16 protein-coding genes and 2 pseudogenes are annotated in these 17779 nt (G+C 60.5%); 9 read left to right on the top strand and 9 right to left on the bottom strand.

Features of this window, described 5'->3' with window-relative positions:
• Positions 1–303: integrase core domain-containing protein (locus YUO_RS45710; protein WP_156908928.1), on the top strand; the 303-nt coding region annotated here is incomplete at its 5' end.
• A 147-nt stretch (positions 304–450) separates the two neighbouring features.
• On the opposite strand, the gene YUO_RS0136640 is transcribed toward YUO_RS45710, so the two are convergent.
• Together YUO_RS0136640 and YUO_RS43145 are read right to left on the bottom strand one after the other, a co-directional pair.
• Positions 451–1272, bottom strand: a complete 822-nt coding sequence (locus YUO_RS0136640; RefSeq protein WP_028351591.1) for a helix-turn-helix domain-containing protein — start codon at positions 1270–1272, stop codon at positions 451–453.
• Positions 1273–2641: 1369 nt separating this feature from the next.
• Positions 2642–3157, bottom strand: coding sequence for a hypothetical protein (locus tag YUO_RS43145; RefSeq protein ID WP_051379856.1), 516 nt, complete (start codon positions 3155–3157; stop codon positions 2642–2644).
• 412 nt (positions 3158–3569) lie between these two features.
• Here YUO_RS43145 and YUO_RS49210 point away from each other — a divergent pair, with 412 nt between their 5' ends.
• The gene (locus YUO_RS49210) at positions 3570–5114 is read left to right on the top strand and encodes an acyl-CoA dehydrogenase family protein (protein ID WP_028351590.1); all 1545 of its coding nucleotides are present in this window, start codon (positions 3570–3572) and stop codon (positions 5112–5114) included.
• Between the two features lie 782 nt (positions 5115–5896).
• Here the strand turns inward: YUO_RS49210 and YUO_RS0136610 are convergent.
• The 5 genes and pseudogenes from YUO_RS0136610 to YUO_RS48595 form a co-directional block, all read right to left on the bottom strand.
• Positions 5897–6793, bottom strand: a complete 897-nt coding sequence (locus tag YUO_RS0136610; protein ID WP_235782953.1) for a Ulp1 family isopeptidase — start codon at positions 6791–6793, stop codon at positions 5897–5899.
• A gap of 906 nt (positions 6794–7699) precedes the next feature.
• The gene (locus YUO_RS0136595; protein WP_028351586.1) at positions 7700–8983 is read right to left on the bottom strand and encodes an NAD(P)/FAD-dependent oxidoreductase; all 1284 of its coding nucleotides are present in this window, start codon (positions 8981–8983) and stop codon (positions 7700–7702) included.
• A 59-nt stretch (positions 8984–9042) separates the two neighbouring features.
• Positions 9043–9603, bottom strand: a pseudogene (locus YUO_RS43140) (aminotransferase class I/II-fold pyridoxal phosphate-dependent enzyme); the annotation flags it as partial.
• 15 nt (positions 9604–9618) lie between these two features.
• Positions 9619–11066 (bottom strand): annotated as a pseudogene (gene amaB, locus YUO_RS43135) (L-piperidine-6-carboxylate dehydrogenase).
• A gap of 384 nt (positions 11067–11450) precedes the next feature.
• A complete protein-coding gene (locus YUO_RS48595; protein WP_347335963.1) occupies positions 11451–11621 on the bottom strand; it encodes a 2-oxoadipate dioxygenase/decarboxylase family protein in 171 nt (56 codons plus the stop codon).
• A gap of 219 nt (positions 11622–11840) precedes the next feature.
• Between YUO_RS48595 and YUO_RS0136575 the strand changes: the two genes are divergently transcribed.
• The 5 genes from YUO_RS0136575 (at position 11841) to YUO_RS48325 (ending at position 15681) form a co-directional block, all read left to right on the top strand.
• Entirely contained in the window at positions 11841–12545 is a 705-nt protein-coding gene (locus YUO_RS0136575; protein WP_028351585.1) for an iron-sulfur cluster-binding domain-containing protein, read from the top strand.
• Between the two features lie 50 nt (positions 12546–12595).
• Positions 12596–12826, top strand: coding sequence for a hypothetical protein (locus YUO_RS0136570; protein ID WP_028351584.1), 231 nt, complete (start codon positions 12596–12598; stop codon positions 12824–12826).
• Between the two features lie 236 nt (positions 12827–13062).
• Positions 13063–14061, top strand: coding sequence for a LysR family transcriptional regulator (locus YUO_RS43130; RefSeq protein WP_035728474.1), 999 nt, complete (start codon positions 13063–13065; stop codon positions 14059–14061).
• Positions 14062–14347: 286 nt separating this feature from the next.
• Positions 14348–14776, top strand: coding sequence for a lyase family protein (locus YUO_RS48330; RefSeq protein WP_235782952.1), 429 nt, complete (start codon positions 14348–14350; stop codon positions 14774–14776).
• A 47-nt stretch (positions 14777–14823) separates the two neighbouring features.
• The gene (locus YUO_RS48325; protein ID WP_235782951.1) at positions 14824–15681 is read left to right on the top strand and encodes a lyase family protein; all 858 of its coding nucleotides are present in this window, start codon (positions 14824–14826) and stop codon (positions 15679–15681) included.
• 240 nt (positions 15682–15921) lie between these two features.
• Here YUO_RS48325 and YUO_RS49205 read toward each other — a convergent pair whose 3' ends face one another.
• Positions 15922–16068: a hypothetical protein gene (locus tag YUO_RS49205; protein WP_430649589.1), complete on the bottom strand. Its 147-nt coding sequence runs from the start codon at positions 16066–16068 to the stop codon at positions 15922–15924.
• A 357-nt stretch (positions 16069–16425) separates the two neighbouring features.
• Between YUO_RS49205 and YUO_RS46825 the strand changes: the two genes are divergently transcribed.
• Complete coding sequence (locus YUO_RS46825) at positions 16426–16614, top strand: hypothetical protein (protein WP_156908927.1); 189 nt, start codon at positions 16426–16428, stop codon at positions 16612–16614.
• 303 nt (positions 16615–16917) lie between these two features.
• On the opposite strand, the gene YUO_RS0136545 is transcribed toward YUO_RS46825, so the two are convergent.
• Positions 16918–17220, bottom strand: coding sequence for a hypothetical protein (locus tag YUO_RS0136545; protein ID WP_028351582.1), 303 nt, complete (start codon positions 17218–17220; stop codon positions 16918–16920).
• 364 nt (positions 17221–17584) lie between these two features.
• On the opposite strand from YUO_RS0136545, the gene YUO_RS0136540 reads away from it, so the two are divergent.
• The coding region (locus tag YUO_RS0136540) for a transposase (RefSeq protein ID WP_028351581.1) at positions 17585–17779 on the top strand (195 nt) is incomplete at its 3' end.

The following is a 17779-nucleotide window of genomic DNA, read 5'->3' as shown; positions in this document are numbered from 1 at the left end:
GACAATGGTCCTTGCTACCAATCCTTTGCGTTCCGAACAGCCTGCAAGCGTCTCGGCCTCAAGCATATCCGTACCAAGCCCTACACACCCAAGACCAACGGCAAGGCTGAGCGCTTCATCCAGACAAGCCTGCGCGAGTGGGCTTATGCCCGCGCTTACGACACCTCAGACGAACGCGCCGCCGAACTGCCACGCTGGCTTCACCGCTACAATTGGCACAGACCTCATGGCAGTATCGGATCAAAGCCACCCATCAGCAGACTCGGTCTAACCGGGAACAACCTGTTGAGGCTCCACAGTTAGTCGGCGACTCCCCGGCCGACGCACGATGTAGGATGGGTAGAGCGGGAGCGAAACCCATCAACACCGTTCATGACATTGATGGGTATCGCGGAGTTTATCATCGGGCCGGCCGAAGGCCGGATCCGTTGGCTCCACCCATCCTACAAGTTACGTCAAAGCAGCCGCTATCTGCCGCATCCGGTCGGCTGTCAAATCATCGGCGGGAAAGAACGTCTCCAGCGCCAGCTCCTGCAGCGTGATGTCGACGGGCGTGCCGAACACCATGGTGGTGGAGATGAAACTCAGCACGTCGCCATTGTGGCGCAGCTTGAAGGGGATCGCGACATTGTCGGCCGAGATCGGCCCCGAGCGCGCCGGCATCCGATAGGCTTTCAGCTCCTGATACAGTTTGAGCAGTTCGGGATCAGCCGTTGCCTCGCACTGACGATGCAGCCGTTCCAGAAGATGCGCGCTCCATTCGGCAAGATTGACCGTGCGCGGCGCGAGCCCCTCGGGATGAAAGGCGAGCCGCATAATGTTGATGGGATGCCCGAGCAAATGCGGCGGGATGCCCTCGAGCAGCGGCGCCACCATGCGGTTGGCCGTCACCAGATTCCAGTGCCGGTCATAGGCCAACGCCGGATTGGGCTCGTGGGCTTTGAGCACCAGATCGATCGCCTGCCGCGCTGACTTTAGCGCCGGATCATCCAGCGAGCGTTGCGGAAAGGCCGGGGCAAAACCCGCCGCGACCAGGAGCACGTTGCGTTCACGCAAGGGGACCTCCAATCGCTCGGCAAGCTTGAGCACCATTTCCCGCGATGGCGCGGCGCGGCCGGTTTCAACAAAACTGAGGTGACGCGCGGATATTTCGGCATCGCTCGCCAGATCGAGCTGGCTCAGATGGCGGCGCTGGCGCCATTCGCGCAAGTGATCGCCAATGTGGAGGGGCTGGGTTCGTTCGGCTCGCGCCGTGGCAGCATGTGCGTTCATGGTGGAAAACCTACCATGCGAATTTCATCCATTCCATTACGTCCAAGGTAATCGATTTTGACGCCTAACCGCTTGAACTCGCATGAATTTCTTTTTCTTTCTCCTGACCGATACCAATACAAATACCAACATCCCGAACTCAAACAAAAAATGCTGGCGAGCCGATATTGGCGAGCCTTACCCCATGTTCGTCCAGTCCTGAGTTCGAAAGTGATCCAGCAAGTGCGCGAGAAGTTCGTCTGCGTAACCTGCCAAGCTATCACCGAACACGCCGGACCCTCGACCCGATTGCACGTGGACGTGCGGGGCCGAAGCTGTTCGCCCATATGAGTGCTGAGACCGGCGCGCAGGCGGTGCGGAGTAAGTCGCCGCCGACCAGGTAAAATGCCTTGCCGAAGCCTATCCTTCGCTTCGGACAGACGACGATGGAATGTGGCTCCTTGCGAGAAGTTCGATCATTCCCGGCTTGGCGCGGTAGCCAGGTTTCTCGCTGCGCTTCCGTACAGGTCAGGAGTGGGCCCGCCCGCGTGGGCTTCTGCGCTGCAGCTGGTCCACCTAGGCGGACCGGACCGCGGCACACCAATTTCGAAGACGGTTCGATCTGCGCCTCTCACCCGCCGATAGGGTATGGTTTGACGGCGGCGATCTCAGGACGCTGCTGGATCTCTCCAGCGCCTGGACGCTGCGCCACCTGTACCTTGAAGTTTTTGGCGAGAATGGCTGGGAAAGCAATATGCTCCTGTCGGCGCGGATCCTCGAATACAAGCAGCCTACTACGGTGCGTCGAGTGCAATAACGATGAGCTGTGAGTTGCGGCTCGGAAACTCGGAAGACGCGGACTGTTGCAAGTCTTCGGACTTGCAATGGGATTTCAGCCAATCGCGTCGATCTTCCCGGACCAAGTGCCAGGCGGGTTTCGAATCGCAAGCCGCCTCTCTCCGTCCTGGAGTTCGTCGAAGGCCGATTTGGGCTTCCGCGAATAAGAGACGTCCATATTCACGTCAGGCATCTCTAGGTCGCGCCTGGGGAACGGAACGCGGCGGAAACGCAGACCTATGGCAGTTCGGATTACTTGTCTGGTGTTAGGAGCGCGGAACGCGGGATACGCATAGGATTCGTCCTGAGCAGGCTGACGTTTAAGCAGCGGCCGCCCGGCGATCCGAAGGCTGCAGGGCTGGGCGATCTCGGTGCTGCAAGAAGCCGGCGAAGTCCGCGGCAGCGGCGATCCGCACGCCCGAAAGGGCAAAAAAATCGACTCCCTCTCAATGGCTTGGACAGTTCCTTCACGACGACTAGGCAAAATGCGAACCTGATCGGATTTCTCGAAGGGTGTCCGCTATGGCACCAGAAGCGCCTTGAAGTGGCCCTGCTAAAGCATCCCGTTCTTCTGCGGGCTGGTGCGGCGGCGGTCTGGCGCTTTGTTCAGTAGGCCGGCAAGCCGCAGACCTTCCAGGATGCCTTCCAGCCGCTGCACACGGATCATCGAAGCAACCATTGAAACGGCGTCCTGCTGTTGGATCGTGAAGTGCACTTCCGGAAATTGCTCAGACATCGCCTCCAAGAATGTCTGCGGGTTGGTAACGTGATCTCGGACCGCATGCGCCGCTTCCTCCGCGAGGTAGGTCGCCAAATCGCCGTCGACGAACCCGACGAAATTGAAGTCATAGCGGGTACGGTCCTTGATCGATTGCCGAATCAGCTCGCTTTGGTGTTTTGCCTCAACGAAGAGCATAAAGACCGCATCAGGCAGGTTGTCGCGCGGCACGTTCTTCAAATCAGCGATTCGGGCGTAGATATCCTTCCCTGCCCCCTCGTTCCGCTCGAATCGGGCTTGAACCTCCTGGGTCTCGTGCTTCCGCAGCATTTTCTTCTTCTTTCCGAACATCGCACATCCTCCTAGACTAGGCCGCGAAGCGCCTCCAAAAGCGAAGGTGCTTGCGTTTCGGTGCAGCCTCTCAAGCGAGCATCGTCTCACTCTGCTGGCCATGGGAGCATGACGGACCTTTTCCTAGGCTCTCTTTGGGACGAATCACCACTCAATGACTCTGCGTGATTCTTGAGGAGAATGGAGGTCACTGACTACAACGAGAGTTTTCCTCTGAGAGGTCATATAGACAAGATGCATGTTGATGCGAGCCCGCGCAGCCCTCGCGATAATCCCGATCAGGGGCAACCTGCTTATAATACGCTCGCATCCCCGTATACCAATGTGTACTCGAGCTAGCCACCGGGATGATTGGCACCAAGCGCGGACGCAATCATTATAGCCTTATATTGTCCAGACAATTCGAGGGGCTATGAAGAGTCAAATCTACTCCCTGTTTGGGGAGGCGCAGGAACGCACAGCTGAAGGTGGTGCACCTACGCTATATTCCAGTTTGATCGATGACCTGGGTCAGTTGAATTTCGCAGACGCGGATGACCGTCGAGCATTCCCTCCGACCCTACACAGCACATTAGTAAGGCATGGACTGTTCGGGCTCACTACACCAGCAGAGCACGGCGGATTAGCTCTTCCCTTGCAAGAGGCCATCGACCTCATCTCCGCCACTGCATCCTTCGATGTCTCGGCTGCCTCTACCCTCGTCATCCATAACTTCCTGGCCTTGCCCTGCATCGAAGCGGCACCGCACATCCCTGAACAAAGGCATGTCATGTGGGGTGCAACACGCGGCGACCTTTGCGCTTTCGCTTTGACGGAGCCTGGAGCTGGCTCTGCCCCGCGGCATATACAGGCTTCGGCTTTCATGCACGAAGATAGAGTTCGCATCTCTGGCCGCAAAATTTGGATCGGCCTCGCTGACTGGGCTCGTTGGATCGTTTGCTTTGCGCGAGCCTCCGGTCCCGATGCGAAAGGTCGGTTCGTTTGTGTACTAGTTGATAGGCAGGCTCCAGGCCTAAAGGTCACGCACGAGCATCGCACACTTGGTCTACGTGGCATTATTCAAAATACTCTAGAGTTCCAGGATGTCGAGGTGCCGAGTGCTTACGTACTCTCTCGCGATCAAGACGGCTGGGGAGCAGCAGCATCTAGTATGAACCGCGGGCGTATCGGTGTGGCTGCTATGGGTCTTGGAGCCCTTGAGCGCGCTATCCAGGTTGCAGCCTCATATGCAAGCTATCGTCGACTAGGTAAGCTGCGCATGATTGAGAACAGCTATATCGAGCAGTTATTTGAGCAGATGGTACTTCGGCGGGAAGTCGTGAAGGCAATGCTGGGCGCATCCTGCCGACTTGTCTCAGCGCAGGGCGCGCCGAACGTCCACCTTGCGTCGGCAACGAAGGTTTTGTCGTCAGAGTGGTGCGGCCTCGTCGCTGATCAATGCGTCCAACTGTTAGGTGGCCGTGGTTACGACGAGAGAACGCCTGTAGCTAAAATCTATCGAGACGCTCGCATTCTCCGCATCTTCGAGGGTCCGACTGAGACCCTCCTATCGCATCTCGGCCGCTGCCTTCTCTCTAGAGCCACACGTGACGAAATAGCCGATCTTTTTCTGTCTCTTGGTGCGGCGCCAGTCCATGCTGCTGCAATTGAGGAACTCTCTGGGCTCAATGAGACAGACGGTGCCGTGCTAATCTATGCAGGTTGGCTCACCACACTAGGACTGGCACAAGCTGTCATGTCTTCTGGTTGCTTCTCCGCCTCAGATTGTGCCGCAGCCGCGGCTGACCTAGTCAGTTCCGAATTAGCAACTCTCCGCACTCGCGCGCCGGCACGGCCATCTTTCGAACGCCGCACTAACGCTAGCCGGACTCTGAATACCTTTCTTCAAGACGCAGCTTCTTCCATCCGCTCACCTGTCCTCACAGACGATTACCTCAAATTGGTTCAGTATGTCTGACACCTAGTGTCCCGAGTCACAAGTTCGCAATCGTAGATTCGCATCGCTGTGCCAGAGATGACGGCTGCAACAGCGACGGAGGATCTGATGTCGGCCCCTGCGCGCGGCAGTCCTCGGCTTTGGCGCGGTAATAGGCTGAATTATTTCGAGTCTTATTCCGCTCAGTGCGTGAGAGTCCACGTCGTGTGCCCCGGCGCGACCGTTGGGCGTGCCGCGCCGGGGCGGTGCTTCCTCTCGGTCGACCAGGGATTGCGCGTTGAAGTTCGATCAGCAAAAGAGGTCGCACATCAGAAGGCATCTCAGTGAACTGCTGGATACCTGAGAGTGGCGCCTTCATCAGGCTCCAGGGTCTTCGGTTGAACCGAGCACCGTAGCTGTGCGAGCCTCAGCCATTCATCGGAACGCCGCAGCAGTCGCTGTTTGTCGATCGGACCAGCCGTCTTTGCAGCTTGCTGCCGACATTGCTCTGCTCGCGCGCGGAGAATTTCTGCACGATCAGCCATGGCAACCTCGTACCCTTGATAGCCCGAAGGCCGCTTAGCCTACTAGCAACATAGCGCGCCTAATCAGTTCGCCTTGATCTACATCACTCGCGCGAGCCGCTTTGCTAGCTGCGGCAGTTGCGAACCCTCTTCACGACCCTTCTTCACGGCGTCGGCCGATTACGGGTCTTCCTGGATTCAGCTGACTTCGTGCGCTTGCTCGCGGCGACCGGCGCCCGGTCCTGAAAGGCCGCCGAAAATCCTGCAGGTCGCCACGCCTACCGGACGGGCGCATCCCCATTAGCCCCTAAGCCGGTCCCGGAATGCCTGCCGATTGGTGACGAGGTTGTCGAGGTGCAGCGGCTCGTGCTGTGGCCGCTCTCCTTGCGCCAATCGTCGAACCAGCTCCCGCGTGCCATCCACCACGAACACGCCGCAATCATAGCGGTTCTGCTGCGGGGCCATGCCGGCTCGCTGCAGAGTGACGCCCAGCCGTTCTGCCAGTTGTTCTGCAGGCCCGTTATTGTGCCCCTCGGCGGAGTCGTAATGATAGGCGACCGGCTCTCCTCGTGTGCGGCGATCAACGAGCAGCAGCGACCAATGGGTGCCGCGGCGCTTAGGATCGGTCGCACTGGCATTGTTCACTGGCAGGAATAGGAAGTCGGCTACATCATTACCATTCCGATCATAGACGATGCGCTGCAATGCGCGGAGCGCGTCGCTCTCGGCGCCCCAGCTCAACTGAAAGGCTATGAGGGGATCCACAAACCGCGTTCGAGCGGCGAGATTCGGATCATCCACTTGCAACTCCTGCGCCAGGAGCTCGTAATCCCTCTGAATATGCTCGTCGCCCAGCCATTGCACGGCGCCGAGCGCCCGTCCGTTGCGGTCGTGGGACGAGGCTGCCGGACCCAACGCCCCGATCTGGGCACCGGAGGGTGTCCGCGGGAACACCGACAGATAGTTCGCGTGATCACGCAGCTCCTCCGGTGTGGACGGCAAATCAAGGCCGCCGTAGACGTGTGACGGAGCCGCTGGCGCAGCTTCACTAGCAGCTCGAGGGTGATGGATGAGCTGAACGTCATTGGTCCCTCCCGACCCAAAGACGGCCGTGTAGCGCTCACCGCGAATGTCGTAGCACTTCGCCGGCTGCGCCGCGTCCGGCAAGAGGCCCCAGCGGCCCAGCTTCGAGAGCATTGTGTCCGGGGCGGGTTGGGTGCCGTGGAAAAAGTCCTCGGGCTTCCACGCGCCGGGCTGTGGCGGGTGCGCTTCAACAGTGACTGGGCCGGCTATAGCAGCGCATTCCGAGGGATGGCCAGCTACGACGCCTGGTCGACCCCGCAGGCGCGAGACGGCATGCCTTGCGAGGCCGGCTTCGGGCTCGGCCCTTACACGTGCCTCATCCTTTCGCAGGATTAGTTCAGCCATGAAGAGCGCTCATTTCAGTCTGTGACGAGTTGAAGTGGCCGCGTGAGCTGGACGAGTATTTGGCGCAGCGAAAGACTCTGCTAAACACGAGATGAGTCACGCGATTTTGGACGGCATGCACCGAATGTATCTTGAGCCAAGCAACCCAGACTCGCTGGCTTTCCATGAGGCATTTGCCGACATCTTCGCTCTCTTGCAACACTTCACCATGCCGGAGGCCGTGACCAGATCGGAAGGTTGCGTGGGGATCTTTCGCAGCGGTCGCTGCTCAGCAATCGCGCACTCCAGTTCGGGCAGCGATGGGCAATTATGGGCCGCCTCCCGTGAGAGGTCATTTCTTCGCCAGGGTGCACTCGCTCTGGCCGAGCGGCAGGAACACCTGATCGCAGGAACGGAGGCCAGAACATTATGGTAGCTCCACGCAACTTCGATTCGGAGGGGCCTTCTGATCTGCACGAGCAACTTATATCTTCGACCATTCGTTTGTCCTCGCGCACCCTGCCCGTCCCGGCAAAGAAGTCGCTGACGGGCAATTCGCGCACCTTGGCGACGGCCTTGCCTTCATCGTTCGCAACCTGCACGGCCTTGGAGGTGCATCACGGCCGGATAGACGCCGGCCTGCAGAAACGTCGGCATCACCTTTAGCACCTGGGAGAAGCGATTGAGTTCTGCGAATCAACGCTGGGCTTCGGTCAAATGAACGAGCTGCGATCCGGCGCGATAGAGCGCCTCCCGCGCCGTACGAAAGCGCGGCGCCTCGATCGCAGCGACCGGAAGCGGAAGGTCCTGCTCTGCGACATGCCCCAGCACATAGGATGCGAGCACAGCGCCAAATACCGTACCCGGCGCAATGCCGCGGCCATTGTATCCGCTGAGCGCGACCACATTGCGGTCGAGCTTGTGAAAGCGCGGCAAGTTGTCCGATGTCATGCCGATCATGCCGAACCAGCCGGCCTCGAATTCGATATGGGCGAGTTGCGGAAACAGTTTGCGCAATGAGCGGATCGCCCACGCGCGGTGGATCGCCGCGCCGCTGCCCTCGAGCGCCCCGACGCTGCCATACACGAGACGACCGGCACGGTCGAAGCGGAAGGAGCTGAGCACCTGCTTCGTATCCCAGGCGCCCTGCCGCTCAGGAAGGATCGATGCGCGCAGATTGTCGGACAACGGTTGAGTCGCGAAGTTGAAGTATGGTAGATGAATCTGCTCCTGCCGAAGCTGCGACCACGGTCCGCGCGCATAGGCATCGGTGGCTACGATCACCCAATTTGCTCGCACCGATCCCGAGGTCGTACTGACTGTCCAGCGCGCACCATCGTCGGCGGCGGAAACAGCCGGGCTCCCTGTGAATACCGTCGCCCCCGCCGCAAGCGCCGCGCTCGCCAGTCCGCGAACATAGGCGAGCGGTTGAATGGTGCCGGCGCGCTTGTCCAACAATGCGCACGTGTAGTCGCCGCCACCGATCTTGCGGCGTGTCTCGGCCGCGTCGAGCACCTCGACCGGCGCGCCACGCCGCTGCCATTGCTCGGCCCGCGCCTCGATCTGTTCGCGGCCCTTGTGTCCGACGGCACAATGCAGCGTGCCCGTGCGCTCTACCTCACACGCAATGCCGTGGTTCTCGATCAGGTCGAACACCATCTGTGGCCCGTTACCGAGCAGCTCGATCAGGCGCTCGCCAAAAGGTTGGCCGAGCGTGCCAGCGAGCGTGTCCGGCATCACCCACATCCCGGCATTCACTAGGCCGACATTGCGTCCCGAACCGCCGAATCCGATCTCGGACGCTTCCAGCACGGCGACGCGCGCGCCGCCCTCGGCGAGATGAAGCGCCGACGATAGGCCAGTATATCCGCCTCCGATGACGACGACATCGACGTCCAACTTGTCGGCCAAGGTCACGGTCTGCGGCGCGGCCGGCGCGGTCAGCTCCCATAATCCATGCGATGTCGGATCGCCCTGCATCAAAGCTCCCTTGGGCCCAACCGGCGAACCGCGTCGGCAACGCGCCGACAAGCCGCGGTTGCAGAAGCCTGGCTGATCGACGATGGACGCGAGGTCGACTGGGTCTGCACCGCGGCCATGGCGCGGATCAGCGCCTCGTCAGCCGTGAGAAAATTGTTGGCCTGCTGACATAGCACCAGCAACGGCTTGCCGCCCAGCACGATGTCGGCATAAGTCACCCAATTAAGCATCGGGATGATGACCTCGTCGCCGGCATCGAGCATCGCCATCATGGCGTTGAACAGGATCTGCTTCGCGCCTGCGGCGACCGTGATCTCGTCAGATGCGAAGTCGATCCCGTTGTCGCGCTTGAACTTGGCCCGGATCGCCGCCTTCAATTCGGGCGTACCGTCGAGCGCGGTGTATTTCGTCGCGCCCGCCCGCATGGCGCGCGCCGTCGCGTCCTTGACGTGATCGGGCGTATCGAAATCGGGCTCGCCGGTGCCGAGCACGATGACGTCCCGCCCCTCGCGCTTCATCTCCGTGGCAAGGCCGGTGATCTTCAGGATCTCCGAGACGCCGATCGCCGACAGACGGCTCGAGGGTCGGAACAGCGACCAGGTTGCAACGGGAACGTTCACGTCTTTGCACTTCTCTCACATCACGTCGAATTTGACGTCCTGTGCCAGCGGCAGCGTCCGGCCGTAATTGATGGTGTTGGTGGCGCGGCGCATATAAGCCTTCCACGAATCGGAGCCGGACTCGCGCCCGCCGCCGGTTTCCTTCTCGCCGCCGAATGCGCCGCCGATCTCTGCGCCCGAGGGGCCAATATTGACATTCGCAATGCCGCAATCGGACCCGCGCGCCGAAAGGAAGATCTCGGCCTCGCGCAGATCATTGGTGAAGATCGACGACGACAGCCCTGCGGAACGGCGTTGTGCAGATCGAGTACGGCGTCGAAATCGCTGTACTTAAGCACGTAAAGGATCGGCGCGAAGGTCTCATGCTCGACTGGCCCCGCCTGGACGGGCATCTCGATCAGCGCCGGACGGACATAGTGGGCCTCGTCGGCGCCCTCGATGACAACCCGTTCGCCGCCGTGAATCTGCCCGCCGGCGGCCTTTGCGGCCTCAAGAGCGTCTTGCATGGAGCGATACGCCGCGCCATCGATCAGCGGACCGACCAGCGTGCCGCTTTCGAGGGGATTGCCGACCGTCACCGACGCGTAGGCGCGCTTCAGCCGCAGCACGAAGCTGTCATACACGCTGTCATGGACGAACAGGCGACGCAGCGTCGTGCAGCGCTGACCGGCGGTGCCCATGGCTGCAAATGCGACGCCGCGCAAAATCAGGTCGAGATCGGCGGTCGGCGCGACGATGGCGGCGTTGTTGCCGCCGAGCTCCAGGATCGCGCGCGCGAAGCGCTTGGCAAGGCGCGGACCTACCGCCCGGCCCATAGCCGTCGAGCCGGTGGCCGAGACCAGGGGAACCTTGGCATGATCAACCAGAACTTCACCGATGTCGCGGCCGCCGATCAGCATCGCCGAAAGCCCGTCCGGCGCAGTGCCGCCATCCTGCCTGAAGCGCGTTAGCGCGCGGTTGAACAGCGCCTGTGTAGCGAGCGCGGTCAGCGGGGTCTTCTCCGACGGCTTCCAGACGGTGCTGTTTCCGCACACCAGCGCCAGCGCGGCATTCCATGCCCACACCGCGACCGGGAAATTGAACGCGGAAATGATGCCGGTGACGCCGAGCGGATGCCAGCTTTCCATCATGCGATGCTCGCCGCGCTCTGTCGCGATGGTGAGGCCGTAGAGCTGGCGCGACAGGCCGACCGCGAAATCGCAGATGTCGACCATCTCCTGGACTTCGCCGAGGCCTTCGGACGTGATCTTCCCGACCTCGATCGAGACCAGCCGGCCGAGCGCCGCCTTGTGGGCGCGCAGCTCCTCGCCGAGTAGCCGCACCAGCTCGCCGCGCTTCGCTGCCGGCACCAGTCTCCAGGCGCGAAAGGCTAGGTTGGCGCGCTCGATATCTGCATTGGCACCGGCAATGCTGGTCTCCTCGACTTCTGCGACGACCTTGTTGGTGATCGGTGAGCGAACCACGAGCGACCCGTTCGTGTAGCTGCCCCGGCCCACGCCGAATGCCGAAAGAAGCGTGTCGATCTCGATGGCTAGGTCGGCGTTGCGGGCCTGTGTGTGCCCGGCGGATGTAACGGACATGGCGGTTTTCCGAAGCTCGGCGTTGGTTGAGTAATGGTCCCATTCGCGCCGGTCATGCGCGCGCGACGGCTCTTTGATCGAACTGAGCGGGTGCTTTCGTCAATCATTATTCCTTCTCACACGGTCGCATGGATTTGGAATTCGGACAAGCGGAGCTCATTCAGCGCTCGGTCGAGTGAGGCGTTTCGGTTTACGCATAGAGTTCCAGTTCGTCATGGGCGGCCGCACCCACGCTGCCTCGAACGCGCCGCGATTCGAATCCGCGGCTTAGTTCTTCTGGGCGTCATCGCCGAGGTTGGACTGGAAGAAGCCGGCGGCGCTGACCGGGAGGAAGTCCTCGTACACGATCGGATCAACACGAAGATGGCCTGTCGCTACCAGTTCATCCACCGACATGGAACTCTCGCGCTGCCGCAATCCCGGCCTCTGTCGCCGAATAGCGGAAGAACGCCAGCCCTGGGCGCGGAGCTCGGCCCAGTCGTCGGCAAACGATCCGAACTACGTCATCCTGAGCCTGCCCAGATTTGACGTTGCCCGCGCTTATTCGCTGACTGGACACAATGGCCGCCACATGCTGTCGACCCCAGTCAAGAAGCGCCCTCCCGGCGATTCTGAATTCGGCCGCGATGCGGTTCACCCGTCCGATCAGTCTATTATGTGTTGTTTGGCGAAAAGGTTCAGATTGAGTCACCCAAGGGCATTTTCACGCCACCACTGCACGGATGCCCGCCACTGATCTTTTTTGCCGCCGGAATCGGCATCGCGCCCTTTATCGGTTCATCTCGAAGTGCTCGCGGCTGCCGCAACGGCGGCGAGCATGCTTTTGCCCGGCGGTTGCGGGAGCTCACGGACCTGCTGCCGGAGTTCGAGCTTGTCACGGCATATTCGGCGCCGCGCGCGCAGGATCGCCCCCTCGATGACTACGACTACGCGGGCCGGCTGGACCTGTCGCCGATCGGCTCGTTGCTGCCGCTGAGTCCCCTCGTCTACCTCCGCGGTCTGCCCGATTTCACGACATCGATGACGAGCCGGCTACTCGAGCGTGGCGTCCCACGCTTCGACATCTTTACGGAAGCATTCGCCCCCCCGCCCGTCGTACCGCGGATGCTCGAGGCGCAGACTGTCCGCATTTTCGACAGTGACACGAGCTTCATCTGGACGCCGGACCTCAGCACTCTTCTTGATGCAGCGCTCGCGGCAGGTTTGTCGCTGCCCAGCGGCTGCCGCGTTGGCAAGTGTGAGAGCTGCCTGATGCGTGTGGTCGATGGCAACGTCGCCCAACTGGGTGGCGAGGACAGCGCGACCGGCCAGTGCCTGACCTGTCAATCCGTGCCGCTCTCGAAACTAACACTCGCATTCTGATCGGCAAAGATGAACTGAACGCAACACCAGCGCGATTTTGGCGGGCCGCAATGATCGATACGACTGACAAAGCCATCTACATCGACAAAGCACGGATACAAACCAACTTGCTTGCGAGATTCTCGCAGTACATCTTCGCCGAGCGCTGGTTTCCCGATGCCTATGTGTTCGTTCTGATCGCGGTGGTCGCTATCGCGCTCGGGACGATCGCGCATGGCGCCTCCCCACTCGAAGGGAACGCCAAGCATCTCGGGCCTGCTGCTGGAGTTCCCTATCTATGAAGGCAAAGTTGGCGACAAGCGATCCCAGGACCAATCGTGCAGTAAATCCTTCCTCCACATGGGGGTACCACCTGTCTCCGACGTTGTTTGACGGAGGCCTCTGCGTCTTTTGAAAGCTGCTTCTTGCGGCAAGCAGGGCTTTTCCGGTGCGCCAACCTGTGGAATTGATTGCCGGGCCACAATCGCAAAAATGAAGTAGTGGCACATCTACTGAAAATCCATTAGCCTAGCTTATTGTGTTCGGCCTGCCAGATTTGCGTGTTCTCGAAGTCGCTGCCGTCGTCATCGAAGAAGGCAGCATGAGTGCGGCCGGCATTCGACTTGGCATGACGCAATCCGCGGTTTCACAGGCCATGAAGCGCGCCGAAACACAGATCGGCGCCCCCCTGGTACATCGCGATCGTCGTCCCCTGGGGCCCACGGAAGCCGGAATTACTCTTCTCGCCCATATGCGCGAGATATCGCTTCGCGTCGAACGCGCGGTGGAGGAGATGCGCGCTGCGGCGGCCCGGCCTGAGCGCGAAGACCTTCGGCTCGGGATGATCGACACTTTCGCCTCGACCGTCGGTCCACTTCTGGTCCGCAGCTTGATGGATGGCTCGATCGCGCTGAGGGTGAGCGCCTATTCGGGGCTGGTGCACGCCCACGCCGAGGCGCTAATGCGCAACGAGATCGATGCCGCGGTCACGTCGGACCCGATGGAAGGAGTAGACGACCTCAACCGTTTCCCGCTGTTCCGCGAGCCGTTTCTCCTCGTCGCGCCGATTTCGCGGGCAGATACCCTACGCAATCGTCCTCTGGAGGAGCTCCTATTCGAGCATCGATTGATCCGCTACAGCGCCCGTTCGCACATGGGCACGCAGATCGAGCGCCATCTTCGACGATTGAGGATCGAGCACCCACAGGCACTATCCTTCGACACGTCGGACTCGTTACTTGCCATGGTCGCAAATGGGATGGGCGTAGCAATTACCACGCCACTTTGCGTTTTGCAGGGGGCAACCCATCGGCCAGCGCTGGAGGTAATGCCGCTGCCTGCGACGGGTATTTCGCGTACGATCACACTTGTTACCAGACGGGGCGGAGTGGACACGTTGGGTCCGCGCATCGCTGAGGCAGCCCGTGGGCTCTTACGAAAATGGACTTTGCCGCAGATCGCGGCTCAAGTCCCCTGGTTAGCTAACGTTATCGAAAAGATGGTGCTGGAATCATCGATTGCCGATCAAGACGCCTGACCACCACCTTCCCCTTTCAGAACGTCGCCTTGATGAGTTTTCGCGATCCAGTGCCAACGGGTCGAAACGAGCGCAGCCACTATAATGGCAGCTACTGATCTCTATTAACCTCCATAACATCTCAGATCTTCAGTTCAAATCTCGTCGGTCTTCGGAGAGATTTGCCGGGACATTTCCGGACAAGAGGAAGAGAGATGCCAGCGACGCGCACAGAAACGGACAGTCTCGGGCCGCGCGAGCTACCAGCCGACGCTCTTTATGGGGTGGTCTCGCTGCGTGTTATGGGGTGGTCTCGCTGCGTGGCAGCGAGAATTTTGACATTTCATTCCAGAAGCTCGGGGACGAGCCGACGCTCCTGCGGGCCCTAGCGCGGATCAAGCGTGCTGCGGCAGCGGCCAATCGCGATCTGGGAACGCTCGATGCCCGAGTAGCGGAAGCACTGATCGCAGCAGCAGACGAGGTCGTGGCTGGCCAACACGATAAGCAGTTCATCATTGATCTCCTCGAAGGCTCCGGCGGCACCTCGATCAACATGAACATGAATGAGGTGCTGGCAAATCGAGCCTTGCAGATCATCGGCGAGAAGCCTGGTCGGTCTGACGTGATCAACCCAAACGATCACGTGAATCTGGGCCAGTCGACCAATGACGTGTTGCCCTCGGCGTTGAAGCTTGCGGCTTACGAAAAGTCGGCGGCGTTGGTTCACGCACTTTGAGGCACCTTGCGGATGCTCTTGCAGAGAGAGCTGCGGCCTTCGATGACGTGCTACGCATCGGCCGCACCTGCATGCAAGCCGCGCAGCCCATGCGACTTGGCCAGGCATTCGGTGGTTACGCCTCCGTTGTTAGACGGCTCTCCGCCAAGCTCTCAACAGTCCGCGAGGATCTTCTGGTATTGCCCCTCGGAGGCACCGCGATTGGTACCGGGCTAGGTGCGGTCCCAGGTTATCGCCGTGCCGTCTACGCCCATCTTGCCCAAGTTCTGGCTGCAGCCGTACGCCCCGGCAACGACATGTTCGACGCTATGCAGAATGCCGACGCCTTGGCCCGCGTTTCATCGGAGATCCGCATCGCAGCAGAGGTCATGGCCAAAATATCGTCGGATCTCATCGTTCTTTCTTCTGGCCCGAATACAGGTCTTGGCGAACTCCGCTTGCCGACGGTTCAGCCAGGCTCTTCGAGCATGCCTGGCAAGATCAATCCTGTACTCCCGATGATGATACAGCAAGTCGCATTCGCCATCGTGGGGAATGATGCAGCAGTGTCACTTTCGGCTTTGAATGGACAACTCGAGATCAACCATTTCGAGCCCGTCATCGCGTCCCGTCTGTTCGATTCGATCGATCTTCTCACGCGATCAGAGAGAATATTCGCCGACCGTTGCATTGCGGGCATCGAGGCGGATCGAGAGCGCTCGCTCACTAACCTAATGAGGTCGTCAGCACTTGCGACCGTGTTCGTGCCTCGTCTCGGATATGCGCAGGTATCAAAGCTCGTGCACAGGGCGGCGGCCGAACGGCGCCCCTTTATCGAAATCGCCATCGAGCGCGGGCTACTTAACAAGGATGATGTATTGCAGATGCTGCGAGAGAGCACCCATTATCGAGAGAACGCCGCGTGAGCCGCTATTCCGCAGTTTCCATTCTTCGCCACGGTCTCACCGGCAACCAGCATTGGCCCGCGCCCGGCGTGATCCCGCTCCCAAGCCGTCGTACGATGTCGCAGTCGTCGGCGGCGGCGGGAATGGGTTTGCCACCGCCTATTACCTCGCAACAACTGCGCGGCCGCCCACTGCCGCTAATGCCGCATCCACCGAGTCCAGAAGCGTGCCGTCCAGATCAAAGATAGCGGCTTTCGCAACTCACAGCCCTCCATGGTCGGAGCAAGTCAGTTTCGCATACCAGTCGGCATGAAGCGTGTACTTCGCCATGCGGCGGTTGAGATCCGGCGAGCCGTCGTCCCACCATACCGGACCGCGCTCGCTGAGCGCCTGCTTAGCCCCGTCCACGGCCCTATGCGCCCTTGATTCAGCCTAGCGGTCGGCCGCCCTCTTGGCGTCGCGCACCGCCCGCCGCGCCGCCATTAGCCGGGCAACGAGATGGTCTCGCGTGACCTCGTCGAGATTGGAATTTGCCATCCGCGATAGCCTGCCGCGGACGACGAAGTAGTGGCCGTCTGGCGTCACCGGATGCTTCACGACGCATAAGCCGACTTCCGCTTCGGTTTGGCCGCCTTCTGCCCGGTCGCCGCCTTGCGCGGCCCTTGCCTTGTTTCTTCGGCGCCTCTGTCGCGGCCACCGCGCCGCCTCCGATGCTCTTGGGGAGCGCGCCACAAGTCACTCGCCAGCGACCGCCGTGCGCGGTTCGTGAGCGTCGAGGCCTACCGCGAGGCGGGCGGCGTGCTCACGCATGACCTCTTTGACGAGGATGGCGGCGGCTACTTCGCCGATGCCGAGCTTTTGGACCGCCTCGCGCGGGAGAGGCTTCAGGAAGCAACAGCACCCATCGCCGCCGAGGGCTGGAAATGGGGCGTGGCGCGCCGAGTTCGACCATGACGCGACCGCCCGCATGCGCCGTCTTTCTCCCATCCCGGTCAAGCGCACCAAGGCCGAAAATAAGCGGCTTGAGAAGCTCAGCGCCCGCTGCGACAAGTTCTGCGAGGAGTATGGCGACGAGGTGCCGGACGATGTCGGGGAGCAACTGCTCGCCATCGACCGCAAGATCGACGCGCTCACTCGCGTAACCTACCGCCCGACAGAGATGGCGGTCGCCGGTGCCTTTATCCGATCAATTCTATCACCACGATCGAATTCAAGCGCCCCGGCCGAGACGACTACAATGAATCAGACAACCCGCTCTCACAAGCGTTCAAGCTCATCGAGGAAATCCGCAACGGCGAATTTCAGATCAGGGGACGCCCAGTTCCGGTTTCGAACAAAGACATTCCCGCGACCATCTATTGCGTCTGCGATCTCACGCCGACGTTCCGCCGCGCGCTCAAAGACCGCGATGCGTTCGTGACGCCCGATATTCAGGCGTACTACGGTTTCCACCGTGGCTTTAATGCGTACTACGAGGTGATCGACTACACGAAAATGCTGCGCGACGCGAAGAACCGGAATCGCGTCTTCTTCGAAAAGCTCAACCTTGTGAATAATCATTAGACCAAGACGCCGCCTCATTGAGCCCATCACAATGACCGCGAAGACAAAATCTGAGCGCTTTCGTAGGCTGGTTTCGCATGGATACTTCGCGCCGGAACTACCTCCATGCTTCGTTTCAGATGATCTTGCGCGCCATCGAAAATTCGTACTCCGTGGTATCGAGGCGCTTCCGCCCATACGCGGGAAACCCGCCTATCATCGCTACATAACAGAGCCGAGCTGGTTCTATTTTCCGCGATTTGGTAAGGACGATCGGAGATACGGGGTCCCAAACCCGATCTCGTATCTTCTGTTAGCCAATGACCTGCCACTGAGTATTTCCGCCAGAAGGAGTTAGAGTCCGCCCCGAAGAGGACGGACAATGAAGCGAGCAAGGTTCACTGAAGAGCAGATTATCGGTGTGTTGAAGGAGCATGAGGCCGGGGCGAAGACGGCCGACCTAGCTCGCAAGCACGGGATATCGGAAGCGACGATCTACAACTGGAAGGCCAAGTTCGGCGGCCTGGATGTCTCCGAGGCCAAGCGGCTGAAGGCGCTGGAGGAGGAGAACGCGAAG

This window comes from Bradyrhizobium murdochi (assembly GCF_000472965.1).
In the GTDB taxonomy this organism is placed as follows: domain Bacteria; phylum Pseudomonadota; class Alphaproteobacteria; order Rhizobiales; family Xanthobacteraceae; genus Bradyrhizobium; species Bradyrhizobium murdochi.
Note: the sequence above shows the minus strand (reverse complement) of the source record. Positions and strands in the feature narration are given on the sequence as shown.